This window comes from Ralstonia sp. RRA (assembly GCF_037023145.1).
Taxonomy (GTDB): domain Bacteria; phylum Pseudomonadota; class Gammaproteobacteria; order Burkholderiales; family Burkholderiaceae; genus Ralstonia.
In genome coordinates this window covers 1,844,257-1,863,130 of the sequence record NZ_CP146092.1, presented here as the reverse complement: position 1 = coordinate 1,863,130, position 18,874 = coordinate 1,844,257, and the positions used below count along the sequence as shown (strand labels likewise).

The 18,874-nt window shown below is 63.0% G+C and carries 19 protein-coding genes and 1 pseudogene; 8 read left to right on the top strand and 12 right to left on the bottom strand.

All coding sequences use genetic code 11. The features are described 5' to 3' along the window. Positions 1–29: 29 nt before the first annotated feature. The gene (locus V6657_RS26460) at positions 30–779 is read left to right on the top strand and encodes a molecular chaperone (protein ID WP_048931512.1); all 750 of its coding nucleotides are present in this window, start codon (positions 30–32) and stop codon (positions 777–779) included. A 557-nt stretch (positions 780–1,336) separates the two neighbouring features. After that, positions 1,337–1,615 carry a hypothetical protein gene (locus V6657_RS26455; RefSeq protein ID WP_248694748.1) on the top strand — a complete coding sequence of 93 codons (279 nt, stop codon included), beginning with the start codon at positions 1,337–1,339 and terminating at the stop codon, positions 1,613–1,615. Between the two features lie 75 nt (positions 1,616–1,690). On the opposite strand, the pseudogene V6657_RS26450 reads toward V6657_RS26455, so the two are convergent. The 7 genes and pseudogenes from V6657_RS26450 to V6657_RS26420 form a co-directional block, all read right to left on the bottom strand. Beyond that, positions 1,691–1,859: pseudogene (locus tag V6657_RS26450) on the bottom strand (SAM-dependent methyltransferase); the annotation flags it as partial. A gap of 150 nt (positions 1,860–2,009) precedes the next feature. Continuing rightward, on the bottom strand, positions 2,010–3,779 hold the full coding sequence (locus V6657_RS26445) for a YadA-like family protein (RefSeq protein WP_048931511.1): 1,770 nt from the start codon (positions 3,777–3,779) through the stop codon (positions 2,010–2,012). Then, positions 3,764–4,567, bottom strand: coding sequence for an ESPR-type extended signal peptide-containing protein (locus V6657_RS26440; protein ID WP_048931510.1), 804 nt, complete (start codon positions 4,565–4,567; stop codon positions 3,764–3,766). Before V6657_RS26440 ends, V6657_RS26445 begins: the two co-directional genes overlap by 16 nt. A gap of 326 nt (positions 4,568–4,893) precedes the next feature. Further along, a complete protein-coding gene (locus V6657_RS26435; protein ID WP_200900869.1) occupies positions 4,894–5,568 on the bottom strand; it encodes an SDR family oxidoreductase in 675 nt (224 codons plus the stop codon). 520 nt (positions 5,569–6,088) lie between these two features. Beyond that, positions 6,089–6,937: an SAM-dependent methyltransferase gene (locus V6657_RS26430; RefSeq protein ID WP_048931633.1), complete on the bottom strand. Its 849-nt coding sequence runs from the start codon at positions 6,935–6,937 to the stop codon at positions 6,089–6,091. A gap of 10 nt (positions 6,938–6,947) precedes the next feature. Next, the gene (locus tag V6657_RS26425) at positions 6,948–7,325 is read right to left on the bottom strand and encodes a helix-turn-helix transcriptional regulator (RefSeq protein ID WP_048931507.1); all 378 of its coding nucleotides are present in this window, start codon (positions 7,323–7,325) and stop codon (positions 6,948–6,950) included. Beyond that, the gene (locus V6657_RS26420) at positions 7,322–7,579 is read right to left on the bottom strand and encodes a type II toxin-antitoxin system RelE/ParE family toxin (RefSeq protein WP_048931506.1); all 258 of its coding nucleotides are present in this window, start codon (positions 7,577–7,579) and stop codon (positions 7,322–7,324) included. Before V6657_RS26420 ends, V6657_RS26425 begins: the two co-directional genes overlap by 4 nt. A gap of 123 nt (positions 7,580–7,702) precedes the next feature. Between V6657_RS26420 and V6657_RS26415 the strand changes: the two genes are divergently transcribed. After that, on the top strand, positions 7,703–7,900 hold the full coding sequence (locus tag V6657_RS26415) for a hypothetical protein (protein WP_053166272.1): 198 nt from the start codon (positions 7,703–7,705) through the stop codon (positions 7,898–7,900). 108 nt (positions 7,901–8,008) lie between these two features. Continuing rightward, a complete protein-coding gene (locus tag V6657_RS26410; RefSeq protein WP_048931505.1) occupies positions 8,009–9,271 on the top strand; it encodes a TIGR03862 family flavoprotein in 1,263 nt (420 codons plus the stop codon). A gap of 28 nt (positions 9,272–9,299) precedes the next feature. Here V6657_RS26410 and V6657_RS26405 read toward each other — a convergent pair whose 3' ends face one another. Both V6657_RS26405 and V6657_RS26400 read right to left on the bottom strand, forming a co-directional pair. Further along, a complete protein-coding gene (locus V6657_RS26405; RefSeq protein WP_048931504.1) occupies positions 9,300–10,430 on the bottom strand; it encodes a class I SAM-dependent methyltransferase in 1,131 nt (376 codons plus the stop codon). A gap of 106 nt (positions 10,431–10,536) precedes the next feature. Next, entirely contained in the window at positions 10,537–11,094 is a 558-nt protein-coding gene (locus V6657_RS26400) for a membrane protein (protein ID WP_048931503.1), read from the bottom strand. A 241-nt stretch (positions 11,095–11,335) separates the two neighbouring features. Here V6657_RS26400 and V6657_RS26395 point away from each other — a divergent pair, with 241 nt between their 5' ends. The 4 genes from V6657_RS26395 to V6657_RS26380 are packed head-to-tail and all read left to right on the top strand — an operon-like array spanning position 11,336 to position 15,693. Then, positions 11,336–12,079 carry a DUF3348 domain-containing protein gene (locus V6657_RS26395; protein ID WP_048931502.1) on the top strand — a complete coding sequence of 248 codons (744 nt, stop codon included), beginning with the start codon at positions 11,336–11,338 and terminating at the stop codon, positions 12,077–12,079. Between the two features lie 17 nt (positions 12,080–12,096). Continuing rightward, positions 12,097–14,403: a DUF802 domain-containing protein gene (locus V6657_RS26390; protein ID WP_048931501.1), complete on the top strand. Its 2,307-nt coding sequence runs from the start codon at positions 12,097–12,099 to the stop codon at positions 14,401–14,403. 8 nt (positions 14,404–14,411) lie between these two features. Beyond that, a complete protein-coding gene (locus tag V6657_RS26385; protein WP_048931500.1) occupies positions 14,412–15,062 on the top strand; it encodes an OmpA family protein in 651 nt (216 codons plus the stop codon). After that, on the top strand, positions 15,049–15,693 hold the full coding sequence (locus tag V6657_RS26380; RefSeq protein ID WP_048931631.1) for a DUF2894 domain-containing protein: 645 nt from the start codon (positions 15,049–15,051) through the stop codon (positions 15,691–15,693). Before V6657_RS26385 ends, V6657_RS26380 begins: the two co-directional genes overlap by 14 nt. 357 nt (positions 15,694–16,050) lie before the next feature. Here the strand turns inward: V6657_RS26380 and V6657_RS26375 are convergent, their stop codons facing one another. The 3 genes from V6657_RS26375 to V6657_RS26365 all read right to left on the bottom strand — a co-directional run bounded on the left by V6657_RS26375 (position 16,051) and on the right by V6657_RS26365 (position 18,281). Continuing rightward, positions 16,051–16,539 (bottom strand): hypothetical protein, encoded by a 489-nt coding sequence (locus V6657_RS26375; RefSeq protein ID WP_048931499.1) that lies wholly within the window; start codon positions 16,537–16,539, stop codon positions 16,051–16,053. Between the two features lie 8 nt (positions 16,540–16,547). Continuing rightward, on the bottom strand, positions 16,548–16,766 hold the full coding sequence (locus V6657_RS26370; protein WP_048931498.1) for a 4-oxalocrotonate tautomerase family protein: 219 nt from the start codon (positions 16,764–16,766) through the stop codon (positions 16,548–16,550). A 168-nt stretch (positions 16,767–16,934) separates the two neighbouring features. Continuing rightward, positions 16,935–18,281, bottom strand: coding sequence for a GGDEF domain-containing protein (locus V6657_RS26365; RefSeq protein WP_048931497.1), 1,347 nt, complete (start codon positions 18,279–18,281; stop codon positions 16,935–16,937). Positions 18,282–18,874: the final 593 nt, after the last annotated feature.

Sequence of the window (18,874 nt, the reverse complement as noted above, 5' to 3'; positions counted from 1 at the left end):
GACAACAGCGCCGCACGGAGATGTCGTACATGAAATCATGGGCTCTTGCGCGTGCTCTGGCCGGTGCGGTGCTGGCCTGCTGCGCACCGTTTGCCGCCTACGCTGGCGGTGAGAGCGGCGGCACCAGCCTTGGCTTAACCCGTGTCATCCTGACGCAGGCTGACCGCGAACAAGCGCTGCCGATCATCCATTCGGGCAAGCGCCCAGCGTTGTTTCAACTCTGGTTGGATCAGGGGGACCGCTTTGTTGACCCCGCGCAGCTGAAAATCCCATTCATCGTTTCGAAGCCGTTTTTCCGGCTGGAGCCCGACAGCCAGCAGGCGATCCGGATTCTGACGGTTGACCGCGCAGCGTTGGCCACCGATCGTGAATCCCTGTTTTATATCAACGTGCTGGATGTGCCGGAACGCTCCAACACAGCCGATGCCAAGCTGAATCTGGCTGTCAGGTCGCGCATCAAGCTGTTCTACCGGCCATCAGGTCTGCCGGGTAGCGCCGCCGAAGCGCCGGCCATGTTGCGTTGGCGCTGGGTGGGGCAAGGTAACGAGCGCAAGCTGCATATCGACAACCCCACGCCGTGGCATGTCAACCTGGCGACTGTCGAGTTGGGCGACGCAAAGACGCCGTTGGAAACGGGCGATGGTGTGGTGCCGCCGTTGTCATCCATTGAGTTGCCTGTGCCAGTCCAGGCGCTTCAGCAAGGTGAGGGCAGACTCTCTTTTACGTGGATTGACGATTTCGGCAGTGACAAAAAAACCGACGCGCAAATTGCCCCCTGAGTGTCGAAGCGGGTGACATGACCGGCCTACGTGGCCGGTTTTTTTATTTGGTGCCAGTGTTTTCAACGCGGCGAAGTTGCTGGCGCGTCGTGCAAAGACAGGTGCCAAGCGCAATGCTAACGACATGATGTGATGGAGGTCGCCTGCAAAGGCGGCCTTTTGTTTGGGCGATTGCAATCTAGCGCCCAAGAATCAGAATCCGCGCGCAATCCTCCTCGTTATAATTGCCACCGCTGCCGCACCAACGGTAGCCGGGTCTGGCGATCTGCACAGCAGTTCTTAGAGAGGCTGTCGCGCAAGCGACGGTCCGCCCTCACTCGCTTGTGTTTCTTACGGCGGGCCGGGTGGGGAGACCTTCGGGTCTGCCGGTCGTTCTCTAAGGGCCGGTTCGCCAGCCCCGCCGTCAGGCCCGCCACCCTCGTCTGGCGACGAGATGGCGAGCCTCCTACGCAACTTAGAGAGGCCGACATGCCATCTGTCTATAGCGGGTACCGCCCCGCGTCTTACCCATCCCCACCCATACGCTGCCTTCATTCCTGCCGGTCAGGAGGCGCGCAATGATGACCCCTGCCCAACGTCGCATCTACCTGACCGGCGCACTGGCCGCGCGGGACTACCTCCGCTATACACAGGCAGACCTGCGTGTCCACCGCAAGCTCCGACCCGACACATTGCGCTGGGAACTGACCTACACCAGCAGGCACCCGCCGGAATATCGCGCGGGGTTTCTGGATGGCATCTGCGCGTTCGTGTCGATGGTGTTGGAGGGCTGTCAGATCAACCCTGATACGTGGGAAGTGCTTGCCGCCATAGAGCGGGCTGGCGAGAGCCAGTAACAACCAGACGGACGTGTCCCCGAGACGGGCGGGGATGCCATCAGGCCGTGCAGGCCGATGCCACCCAATGCCGATTCAAGCCAGCGCAAAGCACCGCTCATGCCGTTCTTCCAGCCCCAGTGTGCTGATCACCTCACGCAGCCGCTCGGTCGGGCACTTGCGCAGCGGGTTCGTCCACTGCGTACTGCGCGATGACCAGCTTGTTCTTCATCGCGTGCTTCCACCCAACCAACTCGGCAACGTTGTGCAGGATCCGGCAGACACGCTCTCACCTCATTGGCTGCATGGTGGGGGCGCACATGCACACAGGTGCATGAGGTTGACTAGGCGTGCTGCAATGCACGCGCGAGCGCGCCATGAAAAAAAGGCCCCGGTTTCCCGAGGCCCTTTCCCCCTATGTGCCGCACGTTTGACCCATCCGCCCCCAAGGAAGGAGCTGGGAAAGCAAGACCAGAAGGCGAGCAGGTCTTACGTGCGTGCTAGAGACGTTGCGGGTTTGGCTTACCAGTAGAAGCCGCCCCACCACCGCGCCCACTTCTCCGCGGGAGCTGGTGTTGACTGCGCTCTTGACCATCCAGCGGCCGTCCTTGGACATGTACGACACGCCCAGCGCAGTACCTTGCTCGCCGCCGTACGTGCTGCCCGCGACGGCCATGAACGTGCGGCCCGGCATCGACGACTGCGGCAAGCCCGCCACCGCCATCGCCGCGGCGGTACCGCCCATGGCGTCACGGCGGTTGGTGTCCACCTGGTTCTGCAGGCCGCCAATCGCGTTGTTCAACTGGCGCACATTCACCGCATCGGTATCACGTTCGCCATCGCGCACGTTGCCCAGGAAGCGTTCCTGACCAGGCGCACCGACCGACACTTCGTTGTCGCGATCGGCCACCGCGCTGTTGCCCAGCGCCACCGAGTTTTCACCCGAGGCCTTGGCGCCCGAACCGATGGCCGTGCTGTTCTTGCCCGAGGCATCGGCACCATCACCCACCACGATCGAACCCGGGCCGCCCGAGCCCTCTCCAACGCCGCCACCCGTGCCCGGGGGCAGGACAGGGCCCACGCCACCACCGCTTTCGATGTCCTTCACGCGGTCATCCATGTCGCTGAACTGCTTGTCGTACTTCTGCTGCATGGCAAACAGCTGGCCACCGTTGACGGCCTGCTTGCTGCCGGCGGAGATGTCACCCGCACGCACGTTGTTCAGGAAGGTGCCCAAGCCGGTGGTATCCCCCAGCGACACGCTGCCCAGCGTCAGATCGTCATACGTCACCGCGCCAATTTCCTTGCCCGTGTAGTCGATCAGGCCCGTGGCGCGCAGCTGTGCAATCGTCACCGCATCACTGTCATTCACACCGTTGGCCACGCCGGTCAGCACGCGGCCGCCTGCCGTGCCCGCAAAGTTGACCACCGAGCCCCCCGTGGCCGCTGCCACCGTAATGTCGCCGGTGCCTGCGTTCTGTTGGACGAGGCCGACCGAGCCGCCTTCCAGGCCGCTGAGCTTGGTGTTGATGTCGGTGATGTCGCCCGTGTTCTTCTTCACGTTGCCATCGATGCCGGACACGGTGGTGTTCAGCTTGGAGATGTCGCCCGTGTTCTTGTCCACCGCCGCGTTGGTGGCGTTCAGTTGCTTGCCCGTGACGGCATCGGTGCTGGTGGCAGACACCTCGCCATTGGCAATGCCGGTCAGCTTGCGTTCGCCATCGGTGCCCGCAAAGTCGACCAGAGTGCCGGCCTTGTCCGCAGCCACGGTGATGTTGTTGGTAATGGCGTTCTGCTGCACCAGGCCCACGGCGCCCGAGCCGACTTCGGTTTTCAGCTTATCGATGTTGTCTTCGGCCGTGACCATGCGGCCGGTCAGGCCAGTCACGCTGTCGACCACCGTGTTCAGTTGCTTGCCCGTGACCGCATCGGTGCTGGTGGCGGACACCTCGCCATTGGCAATGCCGGTGAGCTTGCGCTCGCCATCGGTGCCGGTGAAGTTGACGAGGTCGCCGCCCTTGTCCGAAGCCACGGTGATGTTGCTGGTGGTGGCGTTCTGCTGCACCAGGCCGACCGTGCCGCTGTTCAGGTTGTTTTGGATGTTGGTGATGTCCGACGTGTTCTTGTCTGCCGTTGCTTTGGTGGTGGTCAGCGCACCGTCGAGCGCAGTCAGCGCACCACCCACGGTGGTTGCGTGCCGCCTGCAACGGTGTAGCTCGGGCCCTTGATGGTGCCGTCCGCATTCATCGTGGCGTCGCCGCCCAGTGCTTCTACGGAGGATTTGAGTTGCGAGACGTTCACGGCGTCGGTGGCTTGCGTGCCGGCGGCCATGTTGACGATCTGGCGTTGCGTTGTGGCGTTGCCGATTGAGACGGTGTTGTCGCGGTTTGCTGCCGAGCTATATCCCAGCGCGACGCTGTTGGTTGCCGTGACAGTAGCTAGACCACCTATTGCGGTTCCCATCAGTTGGAATTTATTGTCGCCGTTGGAAGCTACTGCGCCGCCACCAATTGCAACGTTACCCGACCCGATAGCCCGTGCATCACCACCAAGCGCCAAGGAGTAGTCCCCTGGAGTGTGGCCAATTGCTGAGGCGGAGTCTGCCGTGGCCCTTGGACCGATAGCGATGTCGTTCGTACCTGTGGCTGTGGCGTTGCCCGTTACGGCGGCGTTACCGATCTTGATGCGGGCATCGTCCAGCGCCGCCATCGTGCCAACAGAGCCCATCGTGCCGGTGGCGCCAGCATCCGCCTTGCAAACGCCCGCTACATCGAGCGTGCCATGCTTGCCATCTTCCGTTGTGCAAACCTCGGCAGCCGATGCGCCGCCCATGGCCGCACCACCCAGCACAAGCGCAGCCAGCGCACTGCGCGCAGCACGGGCCGACCCCTTCGAGCGCGACTTCGCCGTTTCAGCAGCAGCCGTCCAAGTATTGGTGGTGGTGTTCCAGATGGAGCGATAGATCTTGTTCATTTCCCAGTTCCTTCCAGCGAGTTAAAGGTGACAAGGTCAGGATAGGGATGGGGCGGTGTTCAAAGAATAAGAAAAGTCCTAAAAAATGTGCAGGTGCACAACCCGGAAAGCCGCGCCGTAGCGCCATTTGATCCACATCAGAAACAAAAAGCCCCCGCACGGGGGCGGGGGCTTGGCAACAGCGTTGCAGCGTGAGTGCGCCGTGGGGGTTTCCTTCTTCGTGGCGCGGGTGGCAAAGCGCGCCGACAGCGCCTTGCGCGATGGAAAGCATGATCGCGATACACGCTTGGCAGCAACGCCGCCAAACAGGACGGACCCTTCAACCGTCAAATGATCTGCCCGAGCGCCCGGACAATCACCTCGCTCACGTCCACATGCTCTGGCTGCTTGAGTACCCACATCACGACACGCGCGACGTCGTCGGGCTGCATCATCGCAACTGGGGTCTCTCCCCAAAGTGGGGTGTCGACATGGCCGGGGGCAATGATGGAAACACGCACCCCCGTGCCAATAACCTGTTGTCGCAGGCTTTCCGCCAGCCCGGTGATGGCCCATTTGGTGGCGGTGTACAGGTTGCCCGGATACACCTTGCGTCCGGACACGCTACCGGTGAACAGAAAATGCCCGCGCCGTTCGGTCAACACCGGCAGTGCGGCCTTGATCAACAGCGCGGCGCCCAGGAAGTTGGTGTTGATCATGTCGCGCCAGCTGTCCGGGTCGCCGGTCAGCAAATCACCGCGCGAAGAAAACCCCGCGTTGGCATAGGCGACATCCAGGCCACCGAAGTGGTCGACGCAGGCCTGCACCGCGCGCTGCGTTTGCTCCCAGGACGATGCATCGACAACATCGCCCGTGATCCGTTGGCGGGCGTCCGCATCGAACGAGCCGAGAAAATCGTCCAGCCGCTGGCGCTGGCGACCGGTGACATACACCTGATGGCCTTCGGCAACAGCGTGCCGCGCGGTGGCTTCGCCAATGCCACTTGTGCCGCCCGTAATCAACAATGTTTTCATGTGTCACCTCATGTTTAAAAGAAGGGTTCAGTTGCGATCGAGCCGTTGGCAAGCGTGCGCAACGCATCCATCAGAAACGCAATCAAGAAAGGGAATGGGCTTTGGCCACCCGAGTGGGTTGGCCCGCATAGATTGCGACGTCGTCATCAACGTATTGGCCCGTGGCAGACGGTCAGTTGATGGGCGAAGCCGGGGCCAAATTATGCGGTTCAGCGGACGCAACGCGCCCCGAGGGAACTGTTATTTGTTGTGTGTGCAGCCAACGCCCTGAGCAGGGGAGCATGCGTAATGGAGGGCGGTGTTCACGGGCAGCTGACGCGGGCAGAAACAAGGCAATAAGCAATATGCCCAAGCGATTTCTATTGAGATGGCCATGGGCGTTTTACCGTGACAGCGCGAATAGCCGATTCACCACATCGGTATGGGTGCATGAAAGAGAAAAGGGCTTGAACCGCAATGGTCCAAGCCCTTTTTTTATCGCGATAAACCTGGGGTGGAACGCTGGCAATCAAGCCGGCGCAAAGAACCGCTCGTTCAGCTCTTCCAGCCCCAACGTGCTGATCACCTCATGCAGCCGCTCGGTCGGGCGCTTGCGCGGCAGGTTCTTGTACTGCGCAACGATCAGCTCGTTCTTCATCGAGTGCTCCCAGCCAACCAGCTCGGTCACGCTCACCTGATAGCCGTGGGCTTCCAGCTGCAGGCAGCGCAGCACGTTGGTGACCTGGCTGCCAAATTCACGCGTGTGCAGCGGGTGGCGCCAGATTTCTGTGAGCGCATTGCCGAGCGACTTGCCCTTGTTCTTGCGCAGCACCCCGGCCACTTCTGCCTGGCAGCACGGCACGATCACGATGTACTGCGCCTGCTTTTCCAGCGCAAAGCGGATCGCATCATCCGTGGCGGTATTGCACGCATGCAGCGCGGTCACGATGTCGATGGTGGCCGGCAGACGGTCTGACGTAATGGAATCGGCCACCGACAGGTTCAGGAACGACATCCCCTTGAAGCCGAGCCGCGCCGCAAGCTCGGTCGACTTGGTGACCAGCTCTTCGCGCGTTTCAATGCCGTAGATGTGCGAGGTGCCATGGGCGGTGTCACCAGCGGGTTGCTCCTTGAAGAACAGGTCATACAGGATGAAGCCCAGGTACGACTTGCCCGCGCCGTGGTCAACCAGCGAGACATGCCCCTTGGCCTGCTGCACGTCGGCCAGCAGCGGCTCGATAAACTGGAACAGGTGATACACCTGCTTGAGCTTGCGGCGGCTGTCCTGGTTCATCTTGCCGTCGCGCGTGAGGATGTGCAGTTCCTTGAGCAGCTCGATCGACTGGTTGGGGCGGATTTCGTGGGTCTTGTTGGACATCGCAGGTGAATCAATGTTGAGCATCGACCAGCAGGTCGAGGGGCACGTTCAATGCATCGGCCAGCTTCTTGAGCAGTTCGGCTGTGCCGCCGCGCTGCCCGGTTTCAATCTGGCTGAGATAGGGTTTGCTGATACCGGTGGCCTCTGCCAGGGCATCTTGGGTCATGCGTCGGTAGTTGCGCCATGCGCGCACGGGGTGATCGCCGGCAAGTTCGGCATCTACAACGGCGGCAGGAATGCGGAAACCGTCGTCTGCGGCGGTCGCTTGGTCGAACAGGGTTTCGTCGTCCAGGTCTTCGGCCAGATGCTTGATGCGGTCCCAGAGTTCGATGGGCACCACGGCAAATTCGCGATGTCCATCACGCTCGATGTATTGGATTTGCGTCATTGATATGCGCCTCCGCGCGGTTTGATGGCCAGCACCACGATCACGACGCGGCCGTCTTCAATCTGATAGAGCACACGCCAGTCACCAACGCGGAGCCGGTAGCCTTCACGTCCGGCGAGCTTCTTTGCGTTCGGGTTCGGCGCATAGGGGTCGACTGCAAGTGCATCGATCTTGGCTCGAATCGTTGCTGCGACATTGCGCGGCATGGCTTTCAGGGCTTGTGCGGCTTGCTTCGTGAACTCGATTGCGTGCATGAGAGCATGTTAGCATTTTGCTAACAAATAAGCTAATTAAGTTTGCTTTTGGCGCGCGGTTGTGGTTGTTCGAGGCTCGTCAAAAGACTATATTCAGTCCCCCTCACGGAAGCCTGTTCCCCTATGCGCTACGCATTCCCAGTCAAACTCACCACCCAGAACGGCGAAACCACGCCGGTGCTGCAAGACGAGACGTCTTATGAAGAGACGCATGCGCTGCTTAAGGTGCTGGCGCTGGGCACGCAGGAGGCGATAGACGGCAAGGTCAAGCCCGCTGCGGACGTGCTCGCGCGTTTGCGCGGCAAGCGTTCGGGTGGCTGATGGAGGGGGCGTTTGCAACGTTTCAGGTTCTGCGAATGCAATGCGCCGAGCAGGATCTGGAGTCGGTCTGCTTGATCTCCGGCACTTATTTCTCTGATTCACCTTCGCATGTCTGAACCCCAAAACGTTCCCCTGGTTGCTGTCATTGGTGCCGGCCCGGCCGGGCTGATGGCCGCTGAAGTGTTGTCCAACCAAGGCGTGCGCGTGGAGGTGTTTGACGCCATGCCCTCAGCCGGGCGCAAGTTCCTGCTGGCGGGCATTGGCGGGATGAACATCACGCATTCCGAACCGCTGGATGCGTTTCTGGGGCGCTATCGCGCGCGCCGCGAGCAGCTTGCGCCCATCGTCGATCGCCTCAACCCCGATGCGTTGCGCGCGTGGATTCATGGGCTGGGCATCGACACGTTTGTCGGCAGCTCGGGCCGCGTGTTTCCGACCGAGATGAAGGCGGCGCCGTTGCTGCGCGCCTGGCTGCATCGGCTGCGCCAGGCCGGCGTGCAGTTGCAGATGCGGCATCGCTGGGTTGGCTGGGGCGCGCCGTCGGATGCGGGGCATGCGCAAACGCTGCGCTTCGACACGCCGGATGGCGAACGCGTGGTGCAAGCGGATGCCGTGGTTCTGGCGACGGGTGGTGGCAGTTGGCCGCGCCTGGGCTCCGATGGTGCATGGGTGCCGCACCTGGAGGCGCGCGGTGTGCAGGTGTTGCCGCTTAAGCCTGCCAACTGCGGGTTCGATGCGGACTGGAGCCCGCATTTTCAGGAGCGCTTTGCGGGGCAGCCGGTCAAGTCGGTGGGCATTGGTTTGCCGTCTGGCGACGACGGTGCGCTGCAGTTCCGCCAGGGCGAGTTCATGGTCACGCAGACGGGGGTGGAAGGCAGCCTCGTCTATGCGTTGTCGGCGCCCATTCGCGATGCGCTGGCCGCCGCCGGAGAGGCGACGATCTGGCTGGACTTGGCGCCTGGGTGGAGTGCGCAGCGCGTGCACGATGAGCTGATGCGCCCGCGTGGCGCGCGCTCGATGTCGAGCCATCTGCAGAGCAAGCTGAACATCACGGGCGTGAAGCTGGGGTTGCTGCGCGAGTGCCTGTCGAAAGAGGCGTTTGCTGATCTCGCACAGTTGGCCACTGCCATCAAGGCACTGCCGCTGCGCCTCACGCGCACCCGGCCGATTGACGAAGCGATCAGCAGCGCGGGCGGCGTGGCGTTTGAAGCGTTGGATGCCAACCTGATGATCGAGCGCCTGCCCGGCGTGTTCTGCGCGGGCGAGATGCTCGATTGGGAAGCCCCGACAGGCGGCTATCTGCTGACAGCGTGCTTTGCGACGGGCGCGGCTGCTGGGCAGGGCGTGCTCGACTATTTGGCGACACGTTAGGGCGTTAGGGCACTAGAGCGTCAAGGCGTTAGCGCGCCTTCAGGCGCCACAGCGAGGTCACCTCGGCCACGCGCGCTTGGTACAGCGGGTCGTTTTCATCCGAGGCTTTCGGGTGCTTGGGCTTGATGTCTTGGCGGCCGACGACTTGCAGGCCGGCGGCGTCGATCATGGCCAGTAGGGCCTCACGTGTGCGCAGGCCCAGATGCTCGGCAAAGTCCGACAGGATCAGCCAGCCCTCGCCACCGGGCTCTAGGTGTGCGGCAAGGCCGTTGAGAAAGCCGCGCAACATGGCGCTATCCGGGTCATAGACGGCCCGCTCGATCGGCGAGCTGGGCCGCGCTGGCAACCACGGCGGGTTGCACACGACCAGCGGTGCACGCCCTTCGGGAAAGAGATCGGCGTCAACGACGTCCACCTGGGTTTGCAGCCCAAGGCGTGTCAGGTTGTCTCGCGCGCAAGCGAGTGCACGCGGGTCTTGATCGGTGCCAACGACACGCTTGACGCCGCGCTTTGCCAGCACCGCAGCCAGCACACCCGTGCCCGTGCCGATATCGAATGCCAGCGCCTTCGACGGCAACGGCGCTTGCGCAACCAAGTCGATGTATTCCCCACGCACGGGTGAGAACACGCCGTAGTGCGGGTGAATGCGCGCACCATCCAACGCGGGAATCTCCACCCCCTTCTTGCGCCATTCGTGCGCGCCGATCAGGCCGAGCAGCTCGCGCAGCGAAACGACCGAAGCGGCTTCACCCGCGCCATACGCTTCATTGCAGGCTTCGCGCATGTCAGGTGCACGGCGCAGCGGGATTGTGTAATCGGCATCCAGCGGAATCAGCAGCATGCCGAGCGTGCGGGCGCGCTGCGATTGGGCCTGGCGATGGAAGTTGAACGCCTCGATGGGCGAAGTGGCTTCCTTGCGCGGCTTGCGATCGGTGCGGCGGGATATGGCCTGCAGCAGTTGCCGCGCGTTCTGGAAGTCGCCGCGCCAGAGCAGTGCTGTGCCTTCGCAGGCCAGGCGGTAGGCGGTGTCTGCGGTGGTGCGGTCGTCAGCAATGACCACACGCTTGGGCGGCGGGTTGCCGGCTTCGGAGCGCCACAGGGCGGTGTGGACGGCGTCGGTTTCAACGTCGGTCCAGGTGAGGGTGGGGTGATGGGTCACAGCGGAATGGGTAGAAGGCGGGGTAGGGCGCGGTAGTGGGCGACACGATACCGCTGGCGGTGCAAACACACAATGCAGGCGGGCGCAGGGTACTGCACCTGTCTGATCATGTTCTGGTGCCATCGTGCTGCAGACCCAGTATGGATTCGACTGCCGCAAGATCCCGGGGATGTGTCACACGGTACTTCTGCGCCGCCGCCAGGATCGGCGCCTCAAGCAGGCGGGCGTACTGTTCGCGGCGTTGTGCGAACGTGTCCCACGCCCACCGGATCGGGTGGCCCTTGTCGAACCACCGCGCAAATCCCTCGGTATTGCCCGTGCCCGGCCAAAGCTCGGCCTTGGTGGCGGCGCGCCAGAACGAGCGCCGGATCACGCGCCACATGATGACCGGGCGGGCGTAGTCCAGCCACACGACGTGCGTTGCACGGGCCAGGACGATGTCCCGCACGCCGGGGTAGTTGCCATCGCAGACCCACGACGGGCCGGCGACGGCTACCTCGACACGACGGTAAAACTCCGCCGGATCGTCGGTGGCCAGCGCTTTCCATTCTGCTTGCCAGTTGATGGCATCGAGCTCGATGTACGCAGCCTGGGTCGATACGGCCAGCCGCCGGGCGAGCGTCGATTTGCCCACCCCCGATGTGCCGATGACGGCGATTCGCATGCGGGTGCTCCCAGTCGTGCAAGAAGGGGCATGAGGATAATCCAACTGGCCGTTGGCCTGTTTGCGCACCCGGAAGCCGGGCCTGATGCAGCGCTATGCGCTGGCCGATGCGGCCTTGTATCGCCCGCGGTCTGGCTAGTTGTTACGATTCTTCCCGCGCAAGTGATGCTTTCGCCGCTCGCGGAAGGCGGTCTGGGCGGGCGGGCAGTGTAAACTCCAGCCTTTTTTTGGCACTCGTAGCATGGCGCACGCCCAGCAACGCAGGGCGCTCAGCGGCCCTGCGCTGATCCGCTTACTTGCTCGCCTGGCGGACATTGACGTTTCCGAATCCGGGCAGCCGCTTTCAGACCGGCTGAGCCAATGGCTCAGTTGGACGGATGCCATCACGCTCTCGACCGCGCTTGCCACCAGTCCGCCGGCCATCACCCCGGGTGTGCGGCCCGTTGGCATGGATGCCGAGACCATGTGCAGCCGTGTGCGCGCCGCATTGGCAAAGTCCATCGCCACCGCTTGTGCGCCTGATGCCAGGCCGGGCGGAGGTGGGCGCGCGCCCATTCAACCCGCCATGCCGGCCGCGCCGGTCGACTATGCGGACATTCGGCAGCGCTACATCTTGATGCAGCAGACCATGGAGATGGAGATTGGCGAGCTGCGTGGCCGCCTGCGACGCGTGCTGGCCGCCAAGACGCCGGATCTGGCCCGGCTTGCCGTGCTGGACGCCAGCATGGAGCAGGCCCTTGGCGCACGCGAACGCACGCTATTGGGTGCCATCCCGACGATGCTCGGGCCGTACTTCGAGCGCTTGCGCGCGGCCGAGCAGCCGCAAGCTGATGCGCCATCGGAGAGCCCGGCCCAAACCACCCAACCCACATCCCGCGCATGGCTGCATGCGTTCCGCAAGGATATGCAGAGCGTGCTGCTTGCAGAGCTGGATGTTCGTTTTCAACCGGTCGACGGGTTGCTTGCCGCCCTTCGTACTCGCTAAGCGTTAAACAGGACACCATGTCCAGAAATCACCTGAATCTCATCGTTTTCTTTGCCGGGCTGGTGGCCCTGGGGTGGATCGCGGCAGGCTATGTCGTGGGCCTCAACCCGCTCGCGCTGGTCGTCACCATCGTGATTGGCGCCGCCTACGTGGCAGGTGCGTTGGAGTTGCGCCGCTATCAGCAGGCCACCGGCACGCTCACGCAAGCCGTGGCCGGGCTGTCTGAACAGCCGCCCAAGCTGGGGGCCTGGCTGGAGCAACTGCATCCGAGCCTGCGCAACGCCGTGCGCTTGCGCGTGGAAGGCGAGCGCGTTGCGTTGCCCGGCCCCGCGTTGACGCCGTATCTGGTGGGTCTGCTTGTCCTGCTGGGCATGCTGGGGACGTTGCTCGGCATGGTGATGACGCTCAAGGGCACGGGCGCCGCGCTGGAGAGCGCCACCGACCTGCAGGCGATTCGCGCGTCGCTGGCGGCGCCGGTCAAGGGCCTGGGGTTCTCGTTCGGCACCTCGATTGCCGGTGTGGCCACGTCTGCCATGCTGGGGTTGCTGTCCGCGCTGTGCCGGCGTGAGCGGCTGCAGGCGGTTCAGGCGCTCGACACCCAGATCGCTACGACGCTGCGCATCTATTCGCACACGCATCAACGCGAAGAGACGTTCAAGCTGCTGCAGCGGCAGTCGGACGTCATGCCCGCCCTGGTGGACCGGCTGCAGGCAATGATGGCCGCGCTGGAGCAACAGAGCGCCGCCAGCAGTGAACGCCAGATCGCCAGCCAGCAAGCGTTTCTCGACAAGACGGAGGTGGCTTACCGTCAACTGGCGTCCTCTGTTGGGCAGTCATTGCAGGACAGCGCCGCCGAAAGCGCACGCGTGGCTGGTGCGGCGCTGCAACCGGTGGTTGACTCGACGATGGCGGGGCTTGCGCGTGAATCAGCCGCGCTGCATGAGACGGTGAAACATGCCGTGCAGCGCCAACTGGACGGCCTGTCGACGCGCTTCGAAACCACCGCCGAGATGGTCGCGAGCATCTGGAACACCGCCTTGTCGGAGCACCAACGCGCAAGCGCTGCGCTGGTGGAGAACGTGGGCACGTCGCTGGACCGGTTTGCCGAAACCTTTGAGCAACGCTCGACCCGTCTGCTCGACGGCGTTGCCGAGCGCCTGGATGCTACGGCCGGTAGCCTGTCCGGTGCTTGGAACGATGCGCTTGCGCGCCAGGAGCACACCCACGCAGAACTGGCTGGGCAGAACCAGCGCGCGCTGGAGGCGGCTGTGGCGACATTCGAGCAGCATGCTGTCTCGCTGCAGGACGCGTCGCGCCAATCGCATACGGCGCTACAAACGGCACTGGAATCGCGCGATCAGCAACGTCTGGCAGCCTGGACGGATGCGCTGGGTGCAATGGGTGCCAAGCTGAGCCAGGCGTGGGAGAGGGCCGGCGCCGACACGGCGAGCCGTCAGCAGGAAATTTGCGATGCGCTGGCGCAGACCGCACGCGATGTTGCATCGGCGCAGGACGCGTCGCGCCAATCGCTCGTGGAGCTGCACAACGCGCTGCAAGCCCGCGACGAGCAACGTCTGACGGCCTGGACCGATGCGCTGGGCGCGATGGGCGCCAAGCTGAGCCAAGCGTGGGAGAAGGCGGGTGCCGACACGGCGAGCCGTCAGCAGGAGATTTGCGATGCGCTGGCACAGACCGCGTGCGACATCTCTTCGCAAACACAGGCCCACGCCAGCGACACGATCGCCGAGATTTCTCGACTGGTGCAGGCCGCCTCGGAGGCGCCCAAGGCTGCGGCCGAAGTGGTTGCCGAGCTGCGGCAGAAGCTGTCCGACAGCATGGTTCGCGATACGGCGATGCTGGAAGAACGCACGCGCATGCTGGGCACGCTGGAGACGCTGCTCGACGCCGTGAACCACGCGTCGACCGAACAGCGAAGCGCGGTGGATGCCCTGGTGGCGAGCTCGGCGGAGTTGCTCGAACGCGTTGGTGTGCGGTTCACCGATCGGGTCGAGGCCGAGACCGGCAAGCTGGGCACGGTGGCCGCGCAGGTGACCGGCAGTGCCGTTGAGGTGGCGAGCCTGGGCGAGGCGTTTGGCGCGGCGGTGCACCTGTTTGGCGAGTCGAACGACAAGCTGGTGGCGCACCTGCAGCGGATCGAATCTGCGCTGGACAAGTCGCTCACGCGCAGCGATGAACAGCTTGCCTACTACGTGGCGCAGGCCCGTGAGGTGATCGATCTGAGCATGCTGTCGCAAAAGCAGATTCTTGAGGACCTGCAGCGCCTGGGCGACCAGCGTGCCCTTGCCGGAACCGAAGCGGCATGAGTGATGCAATGAGCGACGAGATTGACGGCGGCCTGGAGTCCGCGCCGGTCTGGGCCGCGTTTGGCGACTTGATGTCGGTGGTGCTGGGCGCCTTCGTGCTGATTCTGGTGGGCGTGATTGGCGTGCAGCTGGAGCTGTCGTCCAAGCTGGAGAACGAGGTCAAGCAGCGTGAGGCAGAGGCGCAGCGCCGCAAGACGCTGGAACAGGCGCTGGCTGGCCCGCTGGCGGCGGGGCGCGTGACACTCGTCAACGGGCGGATCGGCATCAACGGCAACGTGTTGTTTGCGCTCAACTCTGACCAATTGCAGCCCGAAGGCCGCACGCTGATGAAAAGTCTGGCGGGGCCGCTGGCGGCCTATCTCAAATCGCGTGACGAGATCCTGATGGTGAGCGGGTTCTCCGATGACCAGCAGGTGCGGGCAGGCAATCGCCAGTTTGCCGATAACTGGGAGCTGTCTGCCAAGCGCGCGTTGACCGTGACGCGCGCGTTGATTGACGAGGGTATCCCGGCGTCGAGCGTGTTTGCTGCGGCGTTTGGCTCGCAGCAGCCCGTGAGTTCCAACGCGGATGATGTGGGCCGCGCGAAGAACCGGCGCGTGGAGATTGCGCCGGTGCCGAGGCAGTCTGCTTCCAACGGTGGGCGCCGTGAGCCGAACTGATTCGTCCACGCAGGCAACGCTCGATGCGTGGCGCGCACGTGGTGCGGATGGCTTCGATCGCGTGCGCTTTCATTTCATTGAAGCGCTGCATCGCCGTGCGGTCGGCCAGACGGGCGAGGCGCGGCGCATTCTGGATGAACGGCTTGGCAACCTGATTGCCGCGTATGCGGATGACCTTGATCGGGCGATGCCCTCGTCCGAGCCGGATGCGGGGTCCCGTGAGCCTGCCCGTAGCGTGTTGGCTGAATTGCTCGACAGCATCGCCAACCACGCGCGCGCGGATGCCGGCAGCGCAGCGGCCATTGGCCTGGAACGCCATCCCCATGCCGCCACTGAACTGAAGATTCTCGAAGACGTGCGGGAAACCTGGTCGCGCGTCAGTGCAGAGAAACAGTTGCGCCAATCGCTTGATCAAGTGCCGACCAACGCCGGGCCGCTCAATTCGAGCAGCCTTGTGCACCGGTCTCTGCTGCTGATGCGCGAGGTGTCGCCGGAGTATCTGCGGCAGTTCCTGGCGTATGTGGATGCGCTGTCCTGGCTGGAGCGGATGGGCGGGGAGGGGGCTGGTGCCGGGCAGGAGATTGGGCGTGCTGGTGCGGGCAGCAAGGGTGCGCGGAGCAAGTCGCGCTAGGGCGTTACAAGCGTCGTTCAGCGCCACACGCGGCGCAATGTTCCGCTTTGGGAGTCCTTAGTGGCTTACCACAGACGTGGCATTGGGGGCCATACAAACTGATTCGATGGTGAGGCAGTGCATGCGGGTTGCTCTCCTTGAACCCGGTAATGCGCTCATAGGCGGCCAGCGATCTTTGCCCCCATCCCTTCCGGTTCGCCTCGGCAAGCGAGCATCCCGTCGCCTCTCGGTAGCGCTTGATCTCCGCAATGACGTCGCCCGGCCTGACAAGGCTCCACTCCTCCTCTGTCAGCATCGGTACGTCAATCTTGCAGCGCCAACAATAGAGTGTCTGCGGCATTCCGGCTTTTCCTGGGGCTATCTTGATAGGTCATGCTGCTGGCGCGGTGTTGCTGCCAATAGACGCATCACAGCCCGGCTGTTCTGCCACTCAAAGTACATGCCCCCGGCAAAGGACGCCACCGCAAACGCGCCAAATGCCAACCCTGCAGTCGGCACCTGAACCCGGCTGTGTCCAACGAAGAGCAGCCACAGCAGTACGACGGTCGCTACGCATAGCAGACACAGGTAAATCAAACCAGCGACGGGCGAGATGGAGATCACGACCTTGTTCTGCCCGTCGAACCGCCAGGCTTGCAATGTCTGCCAATTCTCCGGCTCTCCAAGGACGGCCGTGACGCGCATCCCAGGCCGTATTTCATGGCGTCCGGGCACCCTGAACCAGCGCTGCCGGATATCGCCCGCAACGAAGTCGAACACGGTAAAGACGTTATCGCGATACGACTCATAGTGCAGAGACGAGACCTCATCCAACATCATCGAGATCACTTGGTACGAGCGGTTCATGGGTCGGCTTATTCGTTCGACGTGGCCTGCTGTTGCTGCCTCTTCCATTCATCCGTCAGCAACCCAGCAAATCCCCAATCCTCTTCCTTGATCTCCTGAATCACAACGTGCGTGTGCTCGGGCTTCTTGCCGAGAACGCGACCCAGAGAATCGGTCACGTCTTTGACCAGTTGGGCTTTCTGCTCACGGGTTGCACCCGCCGTGATCTGAATGTTGACGTACGGCATGAAGGTTGGATTCCTTGGGTCAGTCGCTATGGCGCAATGGCAACGTTGCTATGTCGTTGGCAGGCGAGACGCGTGGCACGTTCGGAAATGGAAGATCGTGCTGCAGCGGAAAGCGACTCTATCACTGGCCTCTGGCCCGTGCGTTGCCAAGTCCTTGGCAACGGGGCGTCATGCACTGACGACCTTGTTCTTTCCCGCGCGCTTGGCTTGATACATGCCGCGGTCCGCACGCTGGATCGCCGCCATCGGGGTTTCATCCTTGCCGAGTTCCGCCACACCTGCAGAGAACGTGATGAAAAGCCGGGTCTCACCGGAGGCAAAGAAGCGCTGGGTGAGGGTGCGTTGCAGGCGGGTGATGGCTTGCACACCGTCTTCCAGGCAGGTGCCGGGCATGAGGATCACGAACTCTTCACCGCCAAAACGCGCGAGTGCGTCCTGGGGGCGTATGCACTCGCGCGCTACCTGGGCCAGGTGTGACAGGGCATCGTCCCCGAGGCTGTGTCCGTGGGCATCGTTGATGGATTTGAAATCGTCGATGTCCAGGAAGGCGATGGAGAGTGTCGAGTTCTGATGCGCGGCGCGGGCGACCTCGCGCTCCAACGCTTCTTCCAGCCCTTTGCGGTTGAGTGCCCCCGTGAGCAGGTCGTGACGTGCCGAGGCTGACGCCATGTCGAGCGCCTTGCGAAGACTCGCAACTTCGGCCGCGGCATCTTCGGCCTTCTGCTTCATTGCCGAAAGCTCGTCGCGATTGTGGGCAGCCTGCTGCGACATCCAGCGCGTGGCGGCTAGTGCGTCCTGAATGGCGGGGGCAATCTCGGAGAGGGTCTCGGCCGACTCGATCTTCTTGGCGCACGCTTCCATCTGCCGGTGATGCTCGCCGGATGTTTCAGCAGCCGTAGACAGCCGCTCCATGAACGAGGCCAGGAGCCGCTTCATGTCTTCCTGGGCTTCGACTGACTTTGCCTTCAACACGCCTTGTTTGTGGATCACCTCTTTGAGGCGGCGCCGTACGTCGTCAAGCCGTCGCAGGTTGACTGGTGCTTCGCTGGCTTTCAACAGCGCATCGATCTGGCCGCGCAGCCATCGGTCGTCCAATGACAACTGGCCGATGTTCTCAAAGACAAGCTGCAGCAGGCCCAGCAGCGATTTTCGGATCTCGTTCTGGTCGTCTGCCACCAGCGATAGCCGATGGTTGAACGCCGCCAGCTTGGCGTTCAGGTGCGTGAGGTTTTCTGTTTCTGAGCGACAGGTCTTGATCAATGCCCAGGCAACCGGGCCGATCGCGACGTCATCTTCGCCCAGCGCGGGCAGGCAGTGCTCAACCGTGCGCGCAAGCTGTTCGCGCAACTCCCGCACCAGCGTCATCCGGTCTGCGTTCTGCGCGTCCCCGTTGGGTTGGCTGCCGGCAATTTCGTAGTAGACCGCGGCAAAGTTGTCTGGCGTGGGGGCCAACCTGCGTGAGGCCAGCAGCTTGAGAGCGTGCCGCGCGGTCTCCGAGGGATTGTTGTCTGTCATGCCGAAGCGCAGGGTGGGGAGGAGGAATCAGTGCGCGATTTTCCATGGTTCCGGGCGCGTCGGAAAGCCGTTCAAAAGTTGATGTGGGGATTTTGTTGTAGGGGCGATCGCTGTTCTGTTTGCTGATAAGGCAAGCATTGAACGGCTTTTCGTGATGGGCTTTGCGATTGGCCGACTGATTCGTCTTCACTGCCTAAGCGATATTTGGTCGCTGGGGATAGCGGGCGAGATGAAAACATCGGCACATGCAATCGCGCGGGTTCATTTTCCCAATCCCGTTGAACGGAGACTGCCCGGCGGTTGTGAATAGACACAGCAGTTGCAAGTGAACAGCCCACTTCGGCAGTCTGCGTGCAAACCAACTTGAATCAACCCAAGACGTATTGCAACGGTCTGACCCCCATCGGCCTGGCGGCATTCGAAGCACGCCATTCTTGTGGCGGCGAGCGGAGGGATTGATGTGCAGGGCGAATTGACGCCTGCACCCGAGGTGGTGCGCTGCCTGGAGGCGCACTATCAGAACGCGCAGCATTGAAATGCCGCGCTTTCCTGCATCCGGAAAATCGCGGCATTGTCGAAGAAATGGTGGGACG